General features: G+C 71.2%; 18 protein-coding genes. 10 read left to right on the forward strand and 8 right to left on the reverse strand.

Going from position 1 to position 22,381, the window contains the following annotated elements:
• Positions 1 to 231: 231 nt before the first annotated feature.
• Positions 232 to 1,686 (reverse strand): MFS transporter, encoded by a 1,455-nt coding sequence (locus ABZ471_RS26495; RefSeq protein ID WP_359069559.1) that lies wholly within the window; start codon positions 1,684 to 1,686, stop codon positions 232 to 234.
• A gap of 64 nt (positions 1,687 to 1,750) precedes the next feature.
• Here ABZ471_RS26495 and ABZ471_RS26500 point away from each other — a divergent pair, with 64 nt between their 5' ends.
• Together ABZ471_RS26500 and ABZ471_RS26505 are read left to right on the forward strand one after the other, a co-directional pair.
• Entirely contained in the window at positions 1,751 to 2,410 is a 660-nt protein-coding gene (locus tag ABZ471_RS26500) for a TetR/AcrR family transcriptional regulator (protein WP_359069560.1), read from the forward strand.
• A 128-nt stretch (positions 2,411 to 2,538) separates the two neighbouring features.
• Positions 2,539 to 5,457 carry an AAA family ATPase gene (locus ABZ471_RS26505; RefSeq protein ID WP_359069561.1) on the forward strand — a complete coding sequence of 973 codons (2,919 nt, stop codon included), beginning with the start codon at positions 2,539 to 2,541 and terminating at the stop codon, positions 5,455 to 5,457.
• A gap of 64 nt (positions 5,458 to 5,521) precedes the next feature.
• Here the strand turns inward: ABZ471_RS26505 and ABZ471_RS26510 are convergent, their stop codons facing one another.
• On the reverse strand, positions 5,522 to 6,130 hold the full coding sequence (locus tag ABZ471_RS26510; protein WP_359069563.1) for a TetR/AcrR family transcriptional regulator: 609 nt from the start codon (positions 6,128 to 6,130) through the stop codon (positions 5,522 to 5,524).
• A gap of 247 nt (positions 6,131 to 6,377) precedes the next feature.
• Between ABZ471_RS26510 and ABZ471_RS26515 the strand changes: the two genes are divergently transcribed.
• Positions 6,378 to 7,544: an MFS transporter gene (locus tag ABZ471_RS26515; protein ID WP_359069652.1), complete on the forward strand. Its 1,167-nt coding sequence runs from the start codon at positions 6,378 to 6,380 to the stop codon at positions 7,542 to 7,544.
• 119 nt (positions 7,545 to 7,663) lie between these two features.
• Here the strand turns inward: ABZ471_RS26515 and ABZ471_RS26520 are convergent, their stop codons facing one another.
• Positions 7,664 to 8,935, reverse strand: coding sequence for a hypothetical protein (locus ABZ471_RS26520; RefSeq protein WP_359069565.1), 1,272 nt, complete (start codon positions 8,933 to 8,935; stop codon positions 7,664 to 7,666).
• A 336-nt stretch (positions 8,936 to 9,271) separates the two neighbouring features.
• Here ABZ471_RS26520 and ABZ471_RS26525 point away from each other — a divergent pair, with 336 nt between their 5' ends.
• Positions 9,272 to 10,009 (forward strand): flavodoxin family protein, encoded by a 738-nt coding sequence (locus ABZ471_RS26525; RefSeq protein ID WP_359069567.1) that lies wholly within the window; start codon positions 9,272 to 9,274, stop codon positions 10,007 to 10,009.
• Here ABZ471_RS26525 and ABZ471_RS26530 read toward each other — a convergent pair.
• Both ABZ471_RS26530 and ABZ471_RS26535 read right to left on the reverse strand, forming a co-directional pair.
• Positions 9,985 to 12,465: an FtsX-like permease family protein gene (locus ABZ471_RS26530; protein ID WP_359069568.1), complete on the reverse strand. Its 2,481-nt coding sequence runs from the start codon at positions 12,463 to 12,465 to the stop codon at positions 9,985 to 9,987. The two genes, ABZ471_RS26525 and ABZ471_RS26530, sit on opposite strands and share 25 nt — an antisense overlap.
• 2 nt (positions 12,466 to 12,467) lie before the next feature.
• Positions 12,468 to 13,214 carry an ABC transporter ATP-binding protein gene (locus ABZ471_RS26535; protein ID WP_359069570.1) on the reverse strand — a complete coding sequence of 249 codons (747 nt, stop codon included), beginning with the start codon at positions 13,212 to 13,214 and terminating at the stop codon, positions 12,468 to 12,470.
• A 193-nt stretch (positions 13,215 to 13,407) separates the two neighbouring features.
• Between ABZ471_RS26535 and ABZ471_RS26540 the strand changes: the two genes are divergently transcribed.
• Together ABZ471_RS26540 and ABZ471_RS26545 are read left to right on the forward strand one after the other, a co-directional pair.
• Positions 13,408 to 14,046 (forward strand): TetR/AcrR family transcriptional regulator, encoded by a 639-nt coding sequence (locus ABZ471_RS26540; protein ID WP_359069571.1) that lies wholly within the window; start codon positions 13,408 to 13,410, stop codon positions 14,044 to 14,046.
• Positions 14,047 to 14,274: 228 nt separating this feature from the next.
• Complete coding sequence (locus tag ABZ471_RS26545) at positions 14,275 to 14,886, forward strand: SUKH-4 family immunity protein (RefSeq protein WP_359069573.1); 612 nt, start codon at positions 14,275 to 14,277, stop codon at positions 14,884 to 14,886.
• Here ABZ471_RS26545 and ABZ471_RS26550 read toward each other — a convergent pair.
• The 3 genes from ABZ471_RS26550 to ABZ471_RS26560 all read right to left on the reverse strand — a co-directional run bounded on the left by ABZ471_RS26550 (position 14,871) and on the right by ABZ471_RS26560 (position 17,550).
• Positions 14,871 to 15,350 carry a cupin domain-containing protein gene (locus tag ABZ471_RS26550; protein WP_359069575.1) on the reverse strand — a complete coding sequence of 160 codons (480 nt, stop codon included), beginning with the start codon at positions 15,348 to 15,350 and terminating at the stop codon, positions 14,871 to 14,873. The two genes, ABZ471_RS26545 and ABZ471_RS26550, sit on opposite strands and share 16 nt — an antisense overlap.
• Before the next feature lie 234 nt (positions 15,351 to 15,584).
• Positions 15,585 to 16,292 (reverse strand): winged helix DNA-binding protein, encoded by a 708-nt coding sequence (locus ABZ471_RS26555; protein WP_359069577.1) that lies wholly within the window; start codon positions 16,290 to 16,292, stop codon positions 15,585 to 15,587.
• A gap of 310 nt (positions 16,293 to 16,602) precedes the next feature.
• The gene (locus ABZ471_RS26560; RefSeq protein ID WP_359069578.1) at positions 16,603 to 17,550 is read right to left on the reverse strand and encodes a formyltransferase family protein; all 948 of its coding nucleotides are present in this window, start codon (positions 17,548 to 17,550) and stop codon (positions 16,603 to 16,605) included.
• A 264-nt stretch (positions 17,551 to 17,814) separates the two neighbouring features.
• Between ABZ471_RS26560 and ABZ471_RS26565 the strand changes: the two genes are divergently transcribed.
• The 4 genes from ABZ471_RS26565 to ABZ471_RS26580 all read left to right on the forward strand — a co-directional run bounded on the left by ABZ471_RS26565 (position 17,815) and on the right by ABZ471_RS26580 (position 22,269).
• Positions 17,815 to 19,170 (forward strand): SidA/IucD/PvdA family monooxygenase, encoded by a 1,356-nt coding sequence (locus ABZ471_RS26565; RefSeq protein ID WP_359069580.1) that lies wholly within the window; start codon positions 17,815 to 17,817, stop codon positions 19,168 to 19,170.
• 104 nt (positions 19,171 to 19,274) lie between these two features.
• Positions 19,275 to 20,333: an iron ABC transporter permease gene (locus ABZ471_RS26570; protein ID WP_359069654.1), complete on the forward strand. Its 1,059-nt coding sequence runs from the start codon at positions 19,275 to 19,277 to the stop codon at positions 20,331 to 20,333.
• The gene (locus ABZ471_RS26575; RefSeq protein ID WP_359069581.1) at positions 20,330 to 21,391 is read left to right on the forward strand and encodes an iron ABC transporter permease; all 1,062 of its coding nucleotides are present in this window, start codon (positions 20,330 to 20,332) and stop codon (positions 21,389 to 21,391) included. The genes ABZ471_RS26570 and ABZ471_RS26575 overlap by 4 nt, the downstream gene beginning before the upstream one ends.
• 38 nt (positions 21,392 to 21,429) lie before the next feature.
• Positions 21,430 to 22,269 carry an ABC transporter ATP-binding protein gene (locus ABZ471_RS26580; RefSeq protein ID WP_359069583.1) on the forward strand — a complete coding sequence of 280 codons (840 nt, stop codon included), beginning with the start codon at positions 21,430 to 21,432 and terminating at the stop codon, positions 22,267 to 22,269.
• Positions 22,270 to 22,381: the final 112 nt, after the last annotated feature.

A 22,381-nucleotide genomic window follows, 5' to 3' on the forward strand; every position in this document is an offset into this window, starting at 1 on the left:
CGGCCGTGCTGAACGGCCGGGCGAGGACTTCCTTGTGCCGCCGGGCAGGTCCGGCGGTCCGGTGTCGCGCGACGGGGGATGGAGCGCTCACCGTCCGCCCGGATCGGGTCGACCCGGCGGCAGTCTGGGGGTGGCACACGGCCCGCATGCCCGCCCTCGCGGTGCGTACGGCAGGCCGTTCGGTGTCCGGCACCGTGAGCCGTCCCGGTGCCGGACGCCTTGTTCAGACCGTCACCCGGTCGTGGCGGCGGGCCGCAGGCGCCTGGAGAGCAGGACGCCGATCAGAGCGAGCAGTGCCGTGACGGCGAACAGTCCGGCCAGCGCCGTACGGGTGGTGGAGTCGTAGTGCTCGGCGATGGCCAGCGCCGCGCCGCCGAGGCCGGCGATCACGCCGGTGGCGAGGGTCTGCGCGAGCTGGAGCGCCCCGCTCATCTCGCCCTGCCGCTCCGCCGGTGTCTGCTCCAGCGTGTCGGTGGTGGCGGCGTTGAACGCCACACCCATGCCGATGCCGCCGACGGCCCAGCCCACGACCGCGCACCACGCCGGGACCGACTCGGTCAGGATCGACAGGGCGATCACGCCGACGCCCAGCAGCAGGACGACGAAGCCGAGGGCCACGCTGCCGGTCCGTCCGCCCGCCGCGGTGTCCCGCTTGGCCTGCCAGGCCGAGCCGACCACCCAGGCGATGGCACCCGCCGACAGGCCGAGACCGGCCGCCCACGCGCTCTGCCCGCGCAACTCCTGCAGGCCCAGCGGCAGGTACGCCTCGCTGCCGAAGTACACCCCGCACAGCAGGCCCCGGATGACCACACCGGCACCCAGCCCCGCGCGCGCGGTCAGGGTTCCCTCCGGGGTGACCCGGCGCAGCGCCGGCAGGGCGACGGCGATGCCCGCCACCGCGAGCACGACCAGCAGAACCATGTTCTCCAGCAGCAGCGCCTGGAGCAGCACACCGGTGCCCAGTGTCAGCAGCACGGCACTGGCCAGCGGGCCCTTCCACCACGGTTCGGCCGGGGCCGCCCCCGTTCGGGCCTGCGGACGCTCCAGGCGGCGCAGACCGGGCAGCGTGAGCAGCGCCGCGATCGCCACGATCGGCAGCATCAGCAGGAACACCGCGCGCCAGGTGGTGCTGTCCGCCAGCGTGCCCGCGACGACCGGGCCGATCAGCGACGGGATCGTCCAGGCCGAGGAGAGCAGGGCGAACATCCGGGCCCGCAGATGCTCGGGGTAGGCCAGTCCGATCACCGTGTAGGCCATGGCCATCACGGCGCCCACGCCCAGGCCCTGGAGGAAGCGGCCCGCCAGGAACAGCGGCCAGGAGCCGGCCGCCCCGGCCGCCGCGCAGCCCACCGCGAAGACGGCCATCCCCGCCGTCGCCGGCCCCCACGGGCCCCGGCGGTCGGCAGCCCGCCCCGCGAGCACGGTGCCGATGATGTTGGCGAGCATCAGCGCCGACAGGCCCCAGCCGTAGGCGCCCAGGCCGTCCAGAGACCGGGCGATGTCGGGCAGCACCGTGGCCACGCCCAGGGACTCGAACGCGACCATGCCGACCGACAGGATCACGCCGAGACTGAGCGCCCGGTAGGGACCGGAGAAGACGCTCTCCGCCCGCACCGGCCGCGTGGACTCGGCGGCGGTCGCAGGGCTCCCCAGGTCGTCCGGTAACTCGCCGACGTGTTGAGACATGACGTCACCTCGTGTGAGAGAATTCCATTCCGATGCGGAACGGAATCATAAATATACTGGAGGCATGGTGAACACGCCACAGGGCGCCGCGGGTACCGCCCCGACGACGGCGCAGCGGTCGCGAGGCCGACCGCGGGACGAACGCATCGACGCCGCGGTACGGCGCGCGGTGATGGAGATCCTCAACGAGGTCGGCTACGGCAGGCTGACGCTGGAGGCGGTCGCCGCCCGGGCCGGCACCAGCAAGCCGACACTGCGTCGCCGCTGGCGTTCCCGGCAGCACCTCGTGGTCAGCGCGCTCGTGCAGACCATGGGCGCCTCACCCACCCCCGACACCGGCTGCACCCACTGCGACCTCATCGCCGGGATCCGCACCCTGAGCCATGCCTTCACCACCACCGTCGGTCGACGCGCGCTGCCCGCGCTGATCGCGGACCTCGCCGACGACCCGGAACTGGAGTCGGAGTTCCTGAACGAGCTGTTCCACCCACGTCGCGCCGCGACTGCGGCCGCCCTGCGCCGGGGCATCCGGCGCGGCGACATCCGCCCCGACGCGGACATCGACCTGCTGCTGGACATGCTCGCCTCCACCGCCTACTACCGGGTGCTCTTCGGCCACCTGCCGCTCACTCCCACCCTCGCCGAGGACGTGGTGGAGGTCGTCCTCGCCGGTGTGGCCACGCCGCAGTGGCGCAGCCACCACGGGGCCGTGGACAGCGTCTGAATCCGGACACCCTCCGGCCGGTGGACACCGGAGGGCGTCCGGCCGCGCCGGCCCGGGCCGCGTACGGCATCACGCGGGGCGCGAGAACCACAGCATTCCCGGGCCAACGGAACGACGAAGGGATTCGTGTGCTCAGCCGCGACTGTGAAGTGTCTGATTTACAAAGGGTCCTGGCCTCCGCGGCGACCGGCGCGGGCGCCAGCCTCCTGCTGGAGGGGGGCATCGGGTCCGGCAAGTCGTACCTGATGCGTGCCGCCGTCAGAACCGCCCGCGCAGGCGGATTCGAGACGACCTCCATCCGCGCCCGGCCGTCCGGCACCGCCCTGACCTGCGACGTGCTGCGCCAGCTGCACCCCCGCCCGCGGGCCGTCCTGATACCCGCAGACGCGTCCGCCGGGCGGCCCGCCGAGGAACCGGGCACCCCCGAGGCCGCCGCCGGCCGGCTCGACCAGCTCATCGGCGCACTCACCCCCCGTACACCGCTGCTGATCGCGGTGGACGACCTGCACTGGGCCGACCAGCGCTCGCTGCTCTGGCTGGAGCACCTGATGGCCCGTCTGGAGGGGCTGCCGGTGGCTCTGCTGGCCACGATCGCCCCCGGTCTGACCCTGCCCCGCGACGACACGGCGCGTGGCGACGGCACCGGGCGCGGTGGCGAGGGCACGCGGGCAGACCGCTCGCGGGGAGACGGCACCGCCACCCTCGCCCGCGTCGTCTCCGACTTCCACCAGCGCACGGTGCTGCCCGGCCTGGACCCGGACGCCGTCGGCTACCTGCTGGCCTCCTTCTTCGGCCGGCCCGTCGCCGACGCCCTGGTGCACGCCTGTCACCGGGCCACCGGCGGCAACCCGCTGCTGGTCCAGGCCCTGCTGCGCGAACTCAGACGCGGCGGCACCGCGACCGAACCGACCTGCGAACAGATCGACTCCCTCGGCTCGGTGGAAGTGGCGGAGACCGTCGTCGCCCGTTTCGAGGAACGTTTCCCCGGCGTCGGCCGGGCCCTGGACTCCGTCGCCGTCACCGGCCGGGCCGGCACCGCAGCCCTCGTCGCCGACCTCGTCGGCATCTCCCGTACCGAGGCCGCCGACATGCTCCACACCCTCGTACGCTGCGGCGTGCTGCAGGAGACCGGCGAGGGCGTCGCCTTCGCCCAGCCGATGATGCCGGTCTCCTTTCTTGCCGCGCTGCCGCCCAGCGAACACGCGCGGCTGCATGCGGCGGCGGCCCACGCCCTGCACGCCTCCGGCGCCCCCGCGCACCAAGTGGTCCACCATCTGCGGCACGCCCCGCGCATCGGTGAACGCTGGGCCTACCGGCTGCTGTTCGACTCCGCCTGCGCCGCCCTGTCCCGGCGCGACCTGGAGGAGGCCCGCGCCTTGCTGGAGCGGTGCGCACAGGAAGGCGAACCCTGCGACCAGCCCGAACTGCTGCGCCGGCTCAGCTGCGTCGAACTCGCCGCCGACGCGCCCGCAGCCGCCGTGAGCCGGCTGCGTGCCCTGGGCCTGCCGCGCCACGGCGCCGACACCGCCGCCATCGCCTCCCTCGTCAACCTCGTCCAGGCCACCGCTCTCGACGGCGACCTGGACGGCGCCCAGCGCACCGTACGGGGCGCGCTCGTGGACCTCGGACCCGTCGACCACGCCCAGGAACCGGCCGCCGGCGCCGTCGCCGTCCTCGGTGTGCTCACCCTGCTCACCGGCGGCAACCGCACACCGCTGCCCGTCCCGGCCGCTCCCACCGCCGCCCGCACCCCCTGGGTGCGCTGCGCCCAGGCGACGCTGTCGGCGCTCGCCGCCCGGGCACAGGGCGGGCGGCGCGAGGACGTCGTCCGCCACGCCCGCACCGGGCTGAACGAACCCGTCGGCCCGGCCGACGTGCCCACCACTCCGCTGCGGCTGCTGCTCGCACACCTGCTGTGCGACGCGGGGGAGCACGACGAGGCACTGGACGCCTGCCGCGCACTGGCCGCCGCGGCCCGCGAGGAGGGCGCCCGCACCATGGCGGCCCTCGCCGAGACCACCCTGGCCGTCTGCGGCTACAAGGCCGGACGGCTGCGCGAGGCGGCCCGGGCGGCCCGCGCGGCCCTCGCGGACGGGCCCGCCGGGACCTGGCTGGGCAGCGCCCTGGCCCGCTGCCGGCTCGGCGGCATCCTCCTGGAGACCGGCGACCTGGACGGGGCGCGCCGGCTGCTTCTGGACGACCTGGCGCTGACCGACCTGCCCGAGGCGGCCCTGCCCGATCTGCTGTTCCACCGGGGCCGGCTGCAGGCGGCGCTCGGCCGCACCCAGGCCGGGCTCGCCGACCTGGAGGAGTGCGGGCAGCTGCTGCTGCGCGGCGCGCACCACCACGACCCCTACCCGTGGCGCACGGCCGCAGCCGCCGTCCACGCCCACGCGGGCGACTCCGCCACCGCCGAGCGGCTGGCCCGCGAGGAACTGGACCTGGCCCGCGCCTGGGGCGCTCCGCACGCCGTCGCCACCGCCCTGCACACACTCGCCCTCGTCACCCGGTGCGGGCAGCGCGCCCCCCTGCTGTACGAGGCGGCCGAGCTGCTCCAGGACTCCGGGGCGTGGCTGGAACAGGCCCGCGTGCTGCGCTCCCTGGGCCACGAACTGCGGCGACTGCGCAAGGTTCGCCAGGCCCGCGAACAGTTGCGCGCGGCTCTCGCCCTGGCCGAGAAGTGCGGCGCCGGGGCGCTCGTCGACACCCTGCGCGACGACCTCGCCTCGGCGGGCGCCCGCCCCCGGCGCGGCGCCGAGACCGGCCTCGACGCCCTCACCCCGGCCGAGCACCGCACCGCCCTGCTGGCCGCCGAGGGCCTGACGAACAAGGAGATAGCCGACCGCCTCTACGTCACCCGGCGCACCGTCGAACTCCACCTCAGCCGCGTCTACCGCAAACTCTCCGTCTCCGGCCGTGCCGACCTGCCCGCCGCGGTCGCCGACCAGCTCCCCGACCCGGGCCGCCGGGCCCTGCGCCGTGTCGACACCGCGATGAGCCCGCCCGACCGCGGCCCCCGCTCGATGACGCTCCGCCCGGCCTCGTGATCCCGGGGCGGCCCCCTCCCCGCCGCACCGCCGCGCGCGGCGGGGACCGGGCGAACCCGCGCCGTCAGTGCGGCCGCAAGGAGGTCAGTACGAGATCGACGCTCTGTTCGGCCACGGTCGGTGTGACGGGGCCGTGGCCGAACAGAGCCCGGTAGTACACCGGGGCGGCCAGGGCGTCCAGGACGAACTCCAGGTCGAAGTCCGGGCGGATGTCTCCGTGCGCGGCCGCGGTGTGCAGGCGGCGGGCGGTGGAGGCCCGGCGGGACTGGAAGACCGAGTCGAGGAACTCCTGGCGCAGATCGGGCTGTTGGGCGAGGTCGGCCACAAGAGCGGTCAGCACCCGGCTCACGCTCGTCGACGTGAAGGCGTCGACGAGCGTTCCGATACCGGTGAGGAGGTCGGCCCGCAGGTCCCCGGTGTCGGGCGTGGGCTCGTGGCCCAGGGCCGAGACGACGGCCGCCGCGACCAGGTGCTGTTTCGACGGCCAGCGGCGGTAGATGGCGGGCCGGTAGACCCCCACGCGGGAAGCCACCTGGCTGATGGAGGTTCCCGCGTACCCGATCTCCTCCAGCAGTTCGAGGGTGGCGCGCAGCACCGCCTGGTCGATCTGCGGGTCCTTCTTCCGGCCGGCCGTGCGGGTGGCACTGTCCGGAGGTGTCGAGCTGCGGGGCACAGGGCTGCCTTCCGATGCGGTTCGAGGTGTCTCTCCGCTCAGTCTGCCGGGTGCGGCCGCCGCCGGATCCGAGGAGCGACTCGGCATGCCCGCAAACTGATTCAGTACGCACTGTATCGTAATCGGGACGTCGATCCCCACGTGCAGATCGGACCGTGCCATGGCCCTCAGCTCCCCCTCCTCCCGCCGCGAAGCGGACCAGGTTCCAGCACCGCAATTACCCTCCCGCAGCAGGCCCTTGCTTCTCGTGGCCCTGGCCCTGCTCGCGCTCAACCTCCGAGCGCCTCTCACCTCCGTCGCCCCGCTGCTCAAGCCGCTGCGCGACGACCTGGACCTCAGTGACACGGCGGTGGGCGTCCTCACTTCCCTGCCCGTGCTGTGCCTGGGACTCTTCGCCTTCGTCGCCCCGCGGCTCGACCGCCGCTACTCCGGGCGCACCCTCCTGACCGTCTCGCTCGTCGTCCTCACCGTGGGCGGACTCGTACGGACGGGTGCTTCACCCGTCGCGCTGTTCGCGGGGACGGTGCTGGTCGCGGCACCGATCGGGGTCGCCAACGTGCTGATACCAGGTCTCATCAAGCGCCGGTTCCCGCAGTCCGTGCCCCGTGTGTCCGCGTTCTACTCGGGCGCGCTCACGTTCGGCGCCGCGGGAGGCCCTGCCGTGGCCGTCCCCCTCGCCGAGGCCACCGGATCGGCCTGGCGGATACCGTTGCTGCTCCTCGTGGTGCCCCTCTCGGTGGTGACGGTCGTGGTGCTGCTGATGGCCCTCGACCGGCAGCCGCGCGGCGGGGACACCGCGGCGGCACCGGACTCCGGCGGGCGGCCGCCCGGGCTGTGGCGGAGCCTGCTGGCCTGGCAGGTGACTCTGTTCTTCGGCGCACAGGCGTTCTTGTCGTACACCGTCTTCGGGTGGCTGCCGACCATGTGGCAGGACCGTGGCCTGAGTGCGGCATCCGCGGGCCTCGCACTGTCCCTGTGCAACGCCGTGGGTGTACTGGGCGCCTGGCTGCTGGCCGCTTCCGGGCGGCGCCTTGCCGACCAGCGGGCGGCCGGGGTGACCGTGGCCTGCCTGACCGCGTCCGGCCTCGCGGGAGTCGTGGCGGGCCCCAGGAGCCTGATCTGGCCGTCCGTGGCCGTTCTCGGACTCGGACTCGGAGCCGGATTCGCCCTCGCGCTCAGCCTGTTCGCCCTGCGCTCCCCCGACGCGCCGACAACGGCCGCCCTGTCCGCCATGGGCCAGGGCATCGGCTATCTGATCGGCGTACTGGGTCCCCTGGGCGCGGGAGCACTGCACGACATGACCGGAACCTGGGCGTGGCCCCTGGCCGCACTGCTGACCGCCTGCGCCGTTCAGGTCATGGCCGGCCTCGCCGCCGGCAGAGCCCGCACGGTCGCCGCCGCGCCGCCGCGTTGACCCTTGTCACGGCGTGAGCGCACCGGCCTGACGGTCAGGACGCGAAAGCCGCGGTCCGGCGGGTCGGCACCATGGGCAGGGAGCCGGGCCGCATCGTTGCGACCGGCTCGACGTGCGGCTCAGCCTGCGCAGGCGTCCGCTCCGCCCTTGGCGAAGGTGTCCTTGCTGCAGTAGGTGACCGCCGGGTAGTAGGCGCCCATGACCTTCTCCGGGTCGTCACCCTTCTTCACGTCCTGGACCGCGTCGGGGAAGTCCTGCGCCGGAAGCATGTTCCGCAGGAGCAGCAGGCTCTGGACGTTGGTGGGACCCCAGTCGATCCACGTCACGCCGTCCGGTGTCGTCGCGTTGGCGGGACGGTCCTGCGAGGTGGACACCACGTAGGTGTAGTGCCCGTCCTTGCTCCGGGCCGTCTGGAAGTCCGCGGCGCAGGAACTCACCGGGTACGGGAGTCGGAGCTGGTTCTGGCAGAGCGACCAGTACCTGACCTGGGCCTTGGTGAGCACCGATTGACCGTTGATGGTGTCGGGGAACGTGGGTGCCTTGCCGCGGATGACGGCGATGCGGCCCGACTTGTACTCGAGCGGCGTGCACAGGTATTTGTTGTACGGGTTGGGGAACAGCCCAGCCGCCTTGTTGGGCTCTGCGAAGCCCGGGTCGCTCGCCGTGTACTTTCCGCAGCCCTCGAATCCTCCGGGCGGTGCGTACTTCTTCACCAGATCCTTCAGCTCGTTGGCGATCGGGCCGGCGGCGCCCTGCGCCGAAGAGGCCCCGGGGCAGGTCGGGACGGCCCTGGGACTGCTGCCCTGACGCTGTACCGAAAGCGACGGCAGGGCAACGCCGCCCGTCGGGTCGGAGCCCTTGTCCGGCACGTAGATCCTCAGCACCAGGAAGCCCGATCCCGCCCCGGAGCTGTTGCCGGTGGCGGCGATCGTGTTGCCGCCGGCGCCGGCCGCGGTACCAGGCTTGAGAGTGACCTGGTAGCGATGGTGCGCCGGGTCGGTACCCGCGTCCGGGACGGCGAACGGGTTCTTGCTGCCGGAACTCGGGGCGATCTCGTGGTCGGCGAGGGAATCGACGGTCGAGCCCTTGCTGTCGTACGACGTCAGCGAGGTGAACCGGGCGGAGGGGTACGTCCCCTGCGCCACGATGCGGTCTCCCTCGCCCAGTCGGTAGGGCATCATCCAGTACGTCGCGTTGGTCTCGGGAAAGGCGAAGTTCAGCCTGCCGGGTCTGACGACGGCCGGCCACGCGCAGGAAACGTCGGGAGCGGCAACGCCCGTGTCCGTCGGGCCTGTTGCACCCGTGGCAGCCGGCGGCGCGGCCAGCATGGTCACGCCACCGAGCAAAGCCACTACGGAGACGCTCAGAGTTCGCCAAGGGTCACGCAGCATGACCCCTCCGTCCATGAGCAGCGAGAGCGGCGGGAGAGGAGGCGTCCTGCGGGGACACGACACGCTTCCGGCGGACCTGAGCCGCCGGACGAGCGGTCCACGGGTCCGGCACCCCGGGACGCAACCGCCACCCACAAGTCTCACTCCGCATCGAACCCCCTGCAACGCGGACCCGCGAACGGTTCACGAGCGCGGCGGCGGGTGTGCTCGCGCCGCAGGCGCTGCCGAGGCCGTTCGGAGGAGCCGTGGTGGCGCCCGCCGAGGTCGCCCCGCACGCTGGAGGCGGATGTGGACGCGCCGCCGAACCGTGCGGCTGCCGGGCTCTGGGAGGACCGTGTGACCACTTCGCCGCCCGCCACCGACGCACCGCCGGCCCGGTATGACGACCTGCGTGCCCTGGTGATCAACTGCACCCTCAAGCGCTCGCCGGAGACCAGCAACACCCAGGGCCTGATCGACCGCAGCACCGCCATCATGGACGCGCAGGGAGTGAGCGTCGATGTCGTACGGGCCGTGGACCACGACATCGCCACCGGTGTGTGGCCCGACATGACGGAGCACGGCTGGGAGACGGACGCCTGGCCGGATCTGTACCAGCAGGTCATGGCGGCCGACATCCTCGTGCTGGCCGGCCCCATCTGGCTGGGCGACAACAGCTCCGTGACGAAGCAGGTGATCGAACGCCTCTACGCCTGTTCCAGCCTGCTCAACGAAGCCGGCCAGTACGCCTATTACGGCCGCGTCGGCGGCTGCCTGATCACCGGCAACGAGGACGGCGTCAAACACTGCGCCATGAACGTCCTCTACAGCCTGCAGCACCTGGGGTACACCATCCCGCCCCAGGCGGACGCCGGTTGGATCGGCGAGGCAGGCCCCGGCCCCTCCTACCTCGATCCCGGTTCGGGCGGCCCGGAGAACGACTTCACCAACCGCAACACCACCTTCATGACCTGGAACCTGCTGCACCTGGCCCGGGCGTTGAAGGACCTCGGTGGCATCCCCGCCTACGGCAACCAGCGCACCGCCTGGGACGCCGGCTGCCGCCACGACTACGAGAACCCCGAACACAGGTAGAGACACCGGGCGCGCAATGCCGCGCCGACGGGCAGCACGGTTCCGGCCACGGCGAGCAGCGTGGACATGACGGCGATGGCGGTGATCACCGGATAGGGCGCCGTGATGGGTGCGGTGCCGAACAACTGGTGCAGTGCGCCCCACAGACCGGTGAGGTTGAGCGCCGTCGCGATCAGGGCCAGTGACACCCCGATGGCGGCCACGAGAAGCGATTCGGCAACGAAGAACCGCATGACCTGTTTCGGGGTGGCTCCGGCCATCCGGAGCACCGCCAGATCGCGTCGCCGGTCGGCGGTCGCCATGAGCAGGGTGTTGAGAACGGCGATGAAGCAGAACATCACGACGATCACGGTGATGGAGCGCTGCCGCACCTCGGTCAGGTGGCGTGCGTACGCGCTCTCCGAGGCGACCAACTGGTCCCTGGTGACGAAGCGCGCTCCGGTGCCGGCGACCGCCTTGCGGATGGCCGTGGTCGCGGCGGCGCGGTCGGTGCCGGACTCCAGTGAGATGTAGGCGCGCCGCGCGAGTCCGTCGCGGGCGTAGACGGCCGTGCCGGCGAACCGCTGGGGCAGATAGGCGACGTCCTCGCCGCGCAGCGCATGGTAGGTGGCCGCGATACGCAGGTCGGCCTCTTCGCCGTCGGCCATCAGGACCGTGAGCGTCGAGCCGGCCTTCCTGCCCCACAGATCGGGCAGGACCGTGCTGTGGTCGTCCAGGGTGTCCAACGAGCCGTCGACCACCTTCAGATCCGTCATCCGCTGCAGCGCGGCACTGTCCATGACGAGACCGTCGTTCATCTCCAACCGGTCCTCGTCGTGGGTGTAGAGGGTGGTGAGGACGGGGGCCGAGACCTGTACGCCGTCGATACGGGAGACCTTCTCGACGACCTGCGGGCTGATGCCCGGGGTGCCGTCGGGAGCGAGTGCATACTCCGACCGCACCTGGTTCTGCAACCCGCTTTCGCGTGCCGCCCCGAGCGTGTCGGTGGCGGCCAGGAGTGAGAAGGTCAGGCCGACGGTGAGCAGGATGGGTGCGGCGGTGGCGGCGGTGCGCCGCCGCGAGGTCAGCACGCTCTCCCGTACGAGCATGGCGATGGGGCCCGAGCAGCCGCGCAGCGGCCACATCAGCAGCCGGGTGAACGGTCCGACGGCGAGCGGTGCGAGCACAGCGGCGGCCAGTACCGGAACCAGCAGCGCAAGGGCGTAGGCGCTGGGCGACAGGACCATGGCCGGATCGCCGAGCGCGATCCAAACAGTCAGCCCGGCTCCGCAGACCAGCCCGACGGCACCCAGCAGCAGTCGCCCCGGGGTCGTCCCGGAGTCGTCGACCGCCGCCTCGCGCAGCGCCTCGACAGGACGGATGCCGCCGGCCCGCCGTGCGGCGACGGCCACACCGCAGAGCGCCACCAGGACGCCGACGAGGAAGGCGGCGGCGAGTGGCGCCAGCACTGTCCAGTGCAGCGAGGGTTCGACACGGAACCAGGGTGGGGAGACACCCAGCCCGATGAGCAGGTCGGCCAGCAACTGCGCGCCGAACAGGCCGAGTACCGTACCCACCATCGATGCGAAGCCGCTGACCAGCAGCGCCTCGTTCCGGATCATCCGGCGCACCTGCCGGGGGGTGGCACCCACCGTGCGGAGCAGCGCGACCTCGCGGCGGCGCTGAATCACTGCGAAGACGAAGGTGGAGGCCACCACGAACACCGCCGTGGTGCCCGCCACACTGGCCATCACCGGCACCAGGGTGACGGTGTTGTCCAGCGCCTCGCGGTCGCGGTCCTCGCTGGCGTCGGCCTGGTGACGGTCCTGCCCGGTGAGCACCGCGGCGTCCTTGCCGACCGCCTCGCGCACCTTGTCGGTCGCGCCGAGCGCGACGAGAGCGTCGATCCGTGGGGCGAGGCGGGCCGCTTCGGTGTCGGTGAAGAAGACCGCGTCCTCCCAGCCGACCGGCGAGAGGGTGCCGCTCACCGTGTACGTTCCGACGCCGGCGGCGGTCAGCACGGTCACCTTGTGGCCGGTCCGCGCCTGGCCGGAGGGGACGACGACCTCCCTGTCCGAGGCGGGCGCGCGGCCGTCCAGCAACGTGTACCCGCCGAACCGTGCCACCGGCCAGGGATGCCCGACCTGGTCCTGGGGGCCGCCTTGGAGCTGGGCGTAGAAGGCCCGGTCCACCACGGTGGCGCCGGTGCCGGAGACCTTCCGCAGCAGATCCTGCGTGATGCCCCTGGCCTGCGGCAGCGAGCGGACGCCGAGGTCGTGGTGGGCGGGATTCCACGTCGGGTCGGAGGGCATCACCACGGCCGGGGCCCCGGCGAACCGCTCCACCGGCCGGTCCGGCAGGTCGAGCATGGTCGTCAGCAGGACGCCCATGGCCGCGACCTGGGCGACCCCGAGCACCAGAGCCACAGCGGTGCCGAGGAACGACACCCAGCGACCCCGCAGGGTCTGGAAAGCCACTCCTAGCACTTCGGCACCGCCAGCCCGGTCATCCGCGCGGCGACCGCGTCGGAGGTGGGAGAGACCAGTTCGCCGACCAGGTTGCCGTCGGCGAGGAAGAGCACCCGGTCCGCGAACGAGGCCACATTCGGATCGTGGGTGACCATCACCACCGTGGTCAGTCCGTCGCCTGCGGGGCTGTCGACCAGTTTCCGCAGTACATCAAGCAGTTCGCGTCCTGTGGCGAGGTCGAGCGCACCGGTGGGTTCGTCGGCGAAGAGCACGGCCGGGCGCGTCACCAGCGCGCGGGCGATGGCGACGCGCTGCTGCTGGCCGCCGGAGAGCTGACCGGGACGGCTCCCCGCCTTCTTCTCCAGCCCCACCTGGGCGAGTGCCTGCAGCACCGCTTGCCGATCGGGCCTGCGCCCGGCCAGGCGCACCGGCAGCGCCACATTCTGCTCGGCGGTCAGCGAGGGCAGCAGGTTGAACGCCTGGAAGACAAAGCCGGTCGACTCCCGCCGGAACTCCGTGAGCCGGGTCTCGCTCAGCCCCGCGACATCCGTGCCGTCGATGAAGACGCGGCCCGACGTGGGCCGGTCGAGGGCGGCGGCACACTGCAGCAGCGTTGACTTCCCGGAGCCGGACGGCCCCATGACGGCGGTGAAGCTCCGGTTCGGAAAGGAGACCCGGATGTCGCGGAGCGCGGTCACCGCACTGTCGCCCGATCCGTAGGTCTTGGTCAGCGAATCAAGTCGTACTGCGTGATCCATGGATCCCCCGTCATTGACTGTGACAGCTGGATCACCGCCGCTCCGCACAGTGCCGCGGAACGGACGATCCAGCTGCTCAATGCACCTTGTGTACGCTGTCCACATTGCGGCGCCGCAAGAGACGCCATCATGTGGGGGCAGATGCTTCGCAGGGTACACAGCTATGTGGACGCCGTCCACAAAAGGAGTGGCGATGACTTCCAGGACCAGCGCGGGGAAGCGCGACACCTACCGGCACGGCAACCTGCGGAACGCACTGATCCAGACCGGACTCGAACTGGTCCGCGACGGCGGGCCGGACGCGGTGGTCCTGCGCGAGGTCACCCGGCGGGTGGGCGTGGTCCCCAACGCCGCCTACCGCCACTTCGCCGACCGCAACGCCCTTCTGCGCGCCATCCGCCAGGCCGCGCTGGCCCAACTGGCCGCCGCCATGGAGACGGAGCCGGCGGCCCTGCCGCCGGCCGGCGACCCGGTCGAGTCCGCCCGCGCCCGCGTCCGCGCCCTCGCCGCCGGCTACCTGCGCTTCGCCCAGGCCGAACCGGGGCTGTTCCGCGCCGCGTTCTCCACGACCGACATGGCCGACACCGAGAACGAAGCCGCCGACGGCCCCGGCGGCCTGACCGCGTTCCAGCTCCTGGGCGAAGCCCTGGACGACCTGGTCGAAACCGGCGCCCTGCCGCCGGACCGTCGCCCCGGCGCCGAGTACTTCGTCTGGTCCGCCGTGCACGGCCTGGCCGTACTCCTGATCGACGGCCCCCTGCGCGGTCTGCTTCCCGTACAGGCCCACGAAGCCGGGGAACGGCTCATGGACTCGATCGAACGAGGCATCTGATCCGGATCGGCGGGGACGGGGCCACGTACGGGAGTGGGTCAAGACGCCGTTTCTGATGGCGGCACCTCTCGCCCTCGGACAACAAGTTCGTCCCGTAAGAGGGCGGGTGCGCGTGCGGGGCGAATCGGAGTCGCCGCAAGCGCCTCGATCCGCAACGCTGTTGTTGTGACCGCTTCCGTCCACCAAGAGTCTTACGGCGCCCGGGCCGCCGAGTTCGGAGTTCCGGCAGTGGTTTTCGACGTCACCCGCAGTGAACTCGCAGACATCTTCGGCGAGGACCGGCTCGCGACCCTGCCCGCCACCGCCTTCCCGCCCTCCATCGCAGACACCGAGGGCGCCCGCCTCCTGCAGACCGTCGGCTTCCCCACCGGCACGCTCCTGCTGCGTCAGCCCGACGAGGACACCGGCCTCCTGCCCCTAGTCCAGGACGTCGTCCACATCGAGGACTTCGAGGACGCCTCGGAGGACGCGGGCGAATGGCCCGTCATCGGCCGGCTGCTCAACGCCTACCTCGCCCTCGACCCCGGTTCCGGCAAGGTGCACGCCTTCGACGCCGACGAGGAGACCGTGCAGGAACTCCACACGGACGTCTCCTCCCTCGTCCACGTCACCCTCCGCTTCCAGCGCCTGCTCGAAGAGTTCACCTTCAGCGGCGACGACGGCGACGAGGAAGCCGGCTTCGAGCGCCTGGAGCGCGAGGTCGAGCGTATCCGTCAGGAGACGAGCAGTATCGACCCGCTCCCCTTCCAGGACGACGAGACCGTCCGGTCGGTGGTCGGCGAGGAGATCGCCGCGGGCCGGCGCTTCAAGGGCAACACGGGGGACTACCCCCGCAGGTAGGAACTGGTCCGGTAACGGCTGCGGAACTCGGCCAGCAACTCGTCGGTCGCTTCGGCCCCGGCGCTCACTGCGGCGTGGACGTCGCGGAAGTAGTCCTCGTAGCCGGCAGGGGTGTAGATGCACAGGGCGCGTGTGGGGACGGGGCCCGCATTGCGGAAGCCGTGCGGAGTGCCGCGGGTCGCGGCGAGCAGATGCCCGGGGCCGGCCGTGACCTCGCCGTCCCCGGCGTGGAGCGTCAACTCGCCCTCGAGGACGTAGAAGTACTCGTCGTGTCCTTCATGCACGTGCGGCCTGGCACCGATGGTGCCAGGGGCGAGGCTGAACTCCTCGAAGGCCAGGTGCCCGCCTGTGTGTTCGCCGGTGAGCCGGAAGAAGTGCGCGACACCGGCGACGTCTATGAGTTCACCGTCCCGGGGGCGACGTAGCAACGGACGGGCAGGAATCCGGGACTGATCATCGGTCATGGGGGCATTGTGGCTCAGGGCAGTGCCGGACGGGCGACGATGGACCGCTACGGCCACCCGGAGCGTCTCGGACCCGAACCGGCCCAGGTCGCGCGGCAACCCGCTGAAGGGGCACACCGGCTCTGGTCGGTGGCGTTCAGCCCGGACGGGCGGACACTCGCCTCCGGGAGCTTCGGCAAGTCGGTCAGGCCCTGGAACGTACCGCCCGCCCTGCCCCTGACGCATGCCGTGCGGTCAGGTCCGTTCCTCCTGGACGACGCTGGACGTGGCCGGGGTCAGATGCGCGTGCACACGGCGTAGCAAGGAGCCGAGTTGGTCGCGCTCCTCCTCGCTCAGAGGGGCCAGGAGATCATCGTCCGCCGAGGCGATGTCGGCGTTGAGCAGGTCCAGGGCCGACCGTCCCTCGGGGGTGAGCCGCACGTAGACACGGCGGCGGTCGCCGGGCTGGCGGAGGCACTCGGCATGTCCGGCCTTGACCAGGTCGTTGACGATCTTGACCAGGTCACTCGCGTTCATGTCCAGCCTGGATGCCAGAGTGCTCTTGGGCTGCGGGCCGAGGTCGGCCAGCATGGCCATGGCGGTCAGATGCCACAGTCGTAACCCCCTGGCTGTCAGTTTCTCCGACAGTCTCCGGCGCGCGGCCTTTCCCATGGCGTAGACGAGGTACGCGTTGAGGTCCAGCACGCTGGGCGGCGTCGTGCTCAGGCGCGGTGGACCGAGGACCTCGCTGCGATCGTCGCCCCCCTCGTGGGGCGGACCTTCCGCACGCCTGCCGGCCCGGACCGTTCCGCCGTCCTGGACCGTCAGGGCGTCGAGGGTCAGTTCGCTGTTCAGCGCATGGAGAACCTGGGCCCAGTCGGTGGGCGTGTTCGACAGCCCGATGACGGCGAACCTGAGGCCGGACGGGTCCTGAGCCGTTCCTGTGACGACCGATCGTTCCACGGCTCTCCTCTTCTCCGTCTCCGTCTGTGTGAACACCGGTCCGTACGGAGGGGGACGCGCTGCCGTGCGCGGATCGAGGCAGTTCCCTGCTGTTCGGCGTGCCCGAGTCGGTGGCCGCCCCCGCCGCGGGTGTCACCTCCGCACCCCGGGGAGTGCCTCCGTTAGGTTAGCCTAACTAAGGCTTGCCTGTGCGGAGTTGGCCGAAGACGATCGCCGCCGCGCGGACCGGTGGTCGGCGCGACGGCGATGTCCTGTCGGTCCCGAGACCGTACCGGGGCCGACATGCTGCGATGCCGGCGTGGAAGGCGTGTCAGGCGTGGCTGGTCAGGTAGCCGCCCATGGAGGTGAAGTACTCCGTCGCCACCAACTCCCGGCCGTCCTCGGTCCGTACGCGCGTGATGGCCAGGCCGTGGTTGCGGCCGGTGCGGGCATCGGCTCCGGCGACGATCACCACGCCGTCGCCCTCGCGGTAGAAGATGCGGCCGGGAGTGCCGCCGTAGCGGCCCTCGGACACCACGGCGGCGAGGACCTCGAGTCGCCTGCCCTTGTGGAAGGTGAAGGCGCTGGGGTACGGCTCGGACTGGGCGCGGACCAGGCGCTGAAGATCCTCCGCAGGCCAGGTCCAGTCGATGCGGATGTCCTCGGCGGACCGCTTGTGGAAGAAGCTCGCCTGGGAGCGGTCCTGCCGGGTGAACTCCGTCTGTCCGGCGGCGATGAGGTCGAGCGCGCCGACGGTGACCGGGGCGATGAGGGCGACGGTCTTGTGGAAGAGATCGGTGGCGGTGTCCGTCGGTCCGACCGGAACCGCCTCCTGCCGGACGATGTCGCCCGCGTCGAGTTCGTCGTTCATCATGTGCGCGGTGACGCCGACTTCGGGCTCGCCGTTGATCAGGGCCCAGATCAGGGGGGAGAAGCCGGCGTACTTCGGCAGCAGCGAGTCGTGGACGTTCAGCGTGCCGTGGCGGGGGAGACCGAAGATGCGCGGAGGGATCCACGTCCGCCAGTTGTTGGCCACGATGATGTCCGGGTCGGCCTCCCTGAGGCGCTCGAACAGCTCGTCGTCATCGGGGCGGTTGCGGATCAGGACCGGGACGCCGTGCTCCTCGGCGAGGTCGGCGACGGAGTCGCTCCAGATCTTCTCGTACGCGTGCTCGCTCTTGGGGTGCGTCACGACCAGAACCACGTCGTGCTCGGATTCCAGGAGGGCTTGCAGGGTCCGGTGCCCCCAGGTCTGGTAGCCGAACATGACGACCCGCATGGGGTTCCTCCTCAGGACAGGGATTGGCCGTGGCCAGTAAAGCAAGGCTTACCTAAGTGGTCAACGGGGCTTGTCCGGACGGGTGTTGGAGACCGCGGCGCTCCCAGCTGTCCGTTTTGCCTATGGACAGCTTCATGTGCTGAGCTTAGCCTTACCTAAGTTCCGGGTCGCGACTCTTCGGCGTGCCCGACTTCCGTACTTCCCGCTGCAAGACCAACGGCTGCCTGCCCCGCATGGCGGCTGCCCCCGCACGATGGGAGTGACATGGCACAGGCTCGTCCTGGCGACGCCCCTTTGATCCACGACCTCATTGGCATCGGCTTCGGGCCGTCCAACGTGGCCATGGCGATCGCGCTCAGCGAGCACAACGCACGCGTCGGCAGGGAGGAAGCGGTCACCGCTCACTTCTTCGAGCAGCAGCCGCGCTTCGGCTGGCACCGTGGCATGCTCATCGACGACGCGACCATGCAGGTGTCCTTCCTCAAGGACCTGGTGACGCTCCGGAACCCCGCCAGCGAGTACAGCTTCCTGTGCTACCTCCAGAGCCGGGGACGGCTGATCGACTTCATCAACCACAAGAACCTCTTCCCGCTACGGGTGGAGTTCCACGACTACTTCGAGTGGGCCGCCGACAAGGTCGACGACCTGGTCTCCTACGGCCACGAGGTCGTGGGCGTCATGCCGGTCGTCCTCGACGGTGCCGTGGAGTATCTGGATGTGACGGTCCGGTCGGCTGAGGGGCTCGCGGTCCACCGGGCACGCAACCTCGTCATCGGCACCGGCCTGCGTCCCCTCATGCCGGAGGGCGTGGAGCGCACCGACCGCGTCTGGCACAACTCCGAACTGCTGGCGAAGGTCGACGGACTGGAGGGCACCTCGCCCTCCCGGTTCATGGTCGTGGGCGCCGGACAGAGCGCCGCCGAGAACGTCGCCTACCTCCACCGCCGGTTCCCCGAGGCCGAGGTCTGCGCCGTCTTCTCCCGCTACGGCTACAGTCCCGCCGACGACAGCAGCTTCGCCAACCGGATCTTCGATCCCACGGCTGTCGACGAGTACTTCACCGCGCCGGAGAACGTCAAGCGCCGGCTGATGGACTACCACGGCAACACCAACTACTCCGTGGTGGACATCGACCTGATCGACGACCTGTACCGGCAGATGTACCAGGAGAAGGTCCTGGGCACCGAGCGGCTCCGCTTCCTCAACGTGTCCCACCTCACCGACGTCGAGGAGACACCGGACAGGGTCCGGGCCACCGTCACCTCCCTCGTCACAGGCGAGGAGACCCTCCTCGACGCCGACGTCGTGGTCTTCGCCACCGGCTACAGTCCCGCCGACCCCGTCGCTCTGCTCGGCGAGGTCGCGGACCGCTGCCTCCGAGACGACGGGGGCCGCGTCCGCGTCGAGCGCGACTACCGCATCGCGACGGACCCCGACCTGCGCTGCGGCATCTATCTGCAGGGCGGCACGGAGCATACGCACGGCATCACCTCGTCCCTGCTGTCCAACACCGCCGTCAGGGTCGGTGAGATCCTGGACTCGCTCCTCGACCGGGGCCTCAAGTCCGTTTCCGACGAGGCCCGGACGGTCGCCGACGGAACCGGCAGCACCGCCCGCTAGCCGGTCCACCCCCCACGGCCGCGCCCCGACGGGCGGAGCCCCACCCGGCAGGCGCGGCAGCACTGTGCAACCCCGTGACATCAAGAGGGATGACGTACGTCGACATGGGCACGACCGCAGTCGAGCGCCCCGCGCCCAGGGGCACAACAGAGGCCCGTCGGCGACGGGTCGTGGGTTTGGGCACGCTTGTGGTGCTCCTCGTGATCACCGCGACGGTGTCGTTGGCCGTCGGCGCACGCGCGTTGAGTCCCGCCGAAGTGTGGCACGGGCTGTTCGCGGCGCCGGACTCCGACCAGCGGCTCACGGAGATCAGGCTCATCGTGCAGACCGTGCGGGTGCCCCGGACGGTGCTCGGGATCGTGGCAGGCATCGCCCTGGGGGTCGGCGGAGCGCTGATCCAGGGGTACACGCGCAACCCGATCGCCGACACGGGCCTGCTGGGGGTGAACTCCGGTGCCTCGTTCGCGGTCGTGTCGGTGATCGCCGTGTTCGGCTTCGCCAACCCGTTCCAGTACGTCTGGTTCGCCTTCCTGGGCGCGGCGGTCGCCGGTGTCGTCGTGTTCGGGCTGGCCAGCATCGGCCGGGGGGCCGGCAGCCCGTTGACGCTCGCCCTGGCCGGGCAAGGGGTCACGGTGTTCCTCGCGGCGATGACCACCGCGGTCTCACTGTCGGACAAGGCGGCGCTGAACGCGCTGCGGTTCTGGAACGCGGGCTCGCTGGCCGGTGTCGGATTCGACGTCATCTGGCCGGTGTCCGCCTTCATCGCGGCCGGGTTGGTGCTGGCATTGATCACGCTGCCCGCACTCAATCTGCTCAACCTGGGTGACGACGTGGCACGCGCGCTCGGGGTGAACCTCGCGCTGAGCCGGACCATCGGCATCGCCGCCGTCACCCTGCTGGCCGGCGCGGCGACGGCGGCGTGCGGCCCCATCGCGTTCCTCGGGCTCATGGTGGCTCATGTGGCCCGCTGTCTGACCGGGCCCGACTACCGCTGGCTGGTGCCCTACGCGGGTCTGCTCGGCGCCGTCGTCCTTCTGGTCTGCGACATCGTGGGGCGCCTGGTGGTGCGGCCGGGCGAGTTGGACGCGGGTGTCCTCGTCGCCCTCCTCGGCGCCCCGTTCTTCGCGGCACTGGTGTGGCGTGGAAAGTTCAAGAACGCATGAACGGGACAGAGTTGAAGCCATCGGTGGCGCCGGGCGTGCGGCTCGGCCATGTGTCGTTCGTATGGCGGCCCTGGATCGCCCTCGTCACGCTGCTGCTGGCGGCGGCGACCTTCCTGGTGTTCTGCCTGTCCATCGGTGTCGGGGACTTCCCCATCCGCCTGCCCCAGGTGATCGCGACGCTCCTCGGCCGGGGTGAGCAGGTCGATGAGTTCGTGATCATGGACCTGCGGATGCCGCGGGCCCTGGCCGGACTCGTCGTGGGCATCGCGCTGGGAGTGTCCGGGGCGATCACGCAGTCCATCGCGCGCAATCCGCTGGCCAGCCCGGACATTCTGGGGATCACCGGGGGCGCCAGCGCGGTCGCGGTGTTCCTGGTGACGGTGTCGGGCGGGACCGCCGCGGCGATCGTCAACGCCGTGGGCCTGTCCGCGGCGGCGCTCGCGGGCGGTCTCGGCACGGGTCTGCTGGTCTACTTCCTGGCCTGGCGGCGCGGGGTCGACGGCTTCCGGCTCATCCTCATCGGCATCTCGGTCAGCGCCGTGACGGAGGCGATCACGACCTGGCTGCTGGCCACGGCCGACATCAGGGACGTGGCCCGGGCCCAGGCATGGCTGGTCGGCTCGCTGGACAACCGGTCGTGGGGCGAGGTCCGGGTGGCGCTCTGGTGCACGATCGTGCTCCTGGTCGTCGTGACGTGTGTCGCGTTCCAGTTCAAGCCGATGCACCTCGGCGACGAGGTCGCCGCCGGCCTGGGCGTCCGGTACTCGGCGGTGCGGGCGATCCTGTTGTTGTGCGCGGTGCTGCTGGCCGGTGTGGCGGTCAGCGCGGCGGGCCCGGTCCCGTTCGTCGCGCTGGTGGCTCCGCAGGTGGCGATGCGTCTGGCGCGGTGTCCGACGCCGCCGATGGCGGCCTCCGGCATGGCGGGAGCGTTGCTGCTGATCGGCGCGGACCTGGTCGCGCGCACGGCACTGCCGATCGGTCTCCCGGTCGGCGTGGTCACCGCTGCGTTCGGCGGCCCCTTCCTCGTCTATCTGCTGGTGCGGGCGAACCGCAGATAGCTGACAAGAAGTTGGCGAAGCCTGAATCAGGAGGCCTTGTGGTCGCTCAGTCCATCACCGGGATCGAGTCCGCGGTCGATGACACCTCACGTCTGGCAGCCAGAGGCGTCACGGTCGGGTACGGTGCCCGGACCGTCATCGACGATCTCGACGCGGCGATCCCGTCAGGGATCATCACCACGATCATCGGCCCCAACGGCTGTGGGAAGTCGACCCTGTTGCGCACCCTGTCGCGGCTGCTCAGGCCGACCAGGGGAACGGTCGTGCTGGACGGCGACGACATCGTCAAGCTCCGGACCAGGGACGTGGCGAAGAAGCTCGGCCTGCTGCCGCAGTCGCCGGTCGCGCCCGAGGGGCTCACGGTGTCCGACCTGGTCGCGAGGGGGCGCCATCCGCACCAGAGCTGGCTGCGGCAGTGGTCGTCGGACGACGCAGCCGTCGTGGAGCGCGCGCTGGCCATGACCGGGGTGTCCGACCTGGCCGACCGCCCGGTCGACTCACTGTCCGGCGGGCAGCGTCAGCGCGTCTGGATCTCGATGACCCTGGCCCAGGGCACCGACCTGCTCCTGCTGGACGAGCCGACCACCTACCTGGACCTGGCGCACGCGATCGACGTGCTCGACCTCGTGGACGACCTGCACGAGTCGGGGTGCACCGTGGTCATGGTGCTGCACGACCTCAATCTGGCCACGCGCTACAGCGACAACCTCATCGTGATGAGGGAGGGGGCGATCCTGGCGCAGGGGCACCCGCGTGACGTGATCACCGCTGAGCTGCTGCACGAGGCGTTCGGACTGCGTGCCAAGGTGATCGACGACCCGGTGGGCGATCGGCCGCTCATCGTGCCGATCGGCCGCGCGCACGTCCAACTCGACTAGATCCCGGCGAAGTTGCATTGGTTAGGCTAGGCTAACCTCACTTCTCCACGGTAAGGTTTGCCTGCCCTTAGACGGGGGTGCAGTGGACAGCGCGAAAGCAAGGGGATCTTGG

Origin of the sequence: Streptomyces sp. NPDC005728, assembly GCF_040630895.1 — a bacterium.
Classification (GTDB): domain Bacteria; phylum Actinomycetota; class Actinomycetes; order Streptomycetales; family Streptomycetaceae; genus Streptomyces.

Excerpts from the sequence above, each read along its gene's own strand:
- ABZ471_RS26495 (WP_359069559.1), bottom strand. The coding sequence starts at position 1,686 with ATGTCTCAACACGTCGGCGAGTTACCGGACGACCTGGGGAGCCCTGCG.
- ABZ471_RS26500 (WP_359069560.1), top strand. The coding sequence starts at position 1,751 with ATGGTGAACACGCCACAGGGCGCCGCGGGTACCGCCCCGACGACGGCG.
- ABZ471_RS26520 (WP_359069565.1), bottom strand. The coding sequence starts at position 8,935 with ATGCTGCGTGACCCTTGGCGAACTCTGAGCGTCTCCGTAGTGGCTTTG.
- ABZ471_RS26535 (WP_359069570.1), bottom strand. The coding sequence starts at position 13,214 with ATGGATCACGCAGTACGACTTGATTCGCTGACCAAGACCTACGGATCG.
- ABZ471_RS26540 (WP_359069571.1), top strand. The coding sequence starts at position 13,408 with ATGACTTCCAGGACCAGCGCGGGGAAGCGCGACACCTACCGGCACGGC.
- ABZ471_RS26550 (WP_359069575.1), bottom strand. The coding sequence starts at position 15,350 with ATGACCGATGATCAGTCCCGGATTCCTGCCCGTCCGTTGCTACGTCGC.
- ABZ471_RS26560 (WP_359069578.1), bottom strand. The coding sequence starts at position 17,550 with ATGCGGGTCGTCATGTTCGGCTACCAGACCTGGGGGCACCGGACCCTG.
- ABZ471_RS26565 (WP_359069580.1), top strand. The coding sequence starts at position 17,815 with ATGGCACAGGCTCGTCCTGGCGACGCCCCTTTGATCCACGACCTCATT.
- ABZ471_RS26570 (WP_359069654.1), top strand. The coding sequence starts at position 19,275 with ATGGGCACGACCGCAGTCGAGCGCCCCGCGCCCAGGGGCACAACAGAG.
- ABZ471_RS26575 (WP_359069581.1), top strand. The coding sequence starts at position 20,330 with ATGAACGGGACAGAGTTGAAGCCATCGGTGGCGCCGGGCGTGCGGCTC.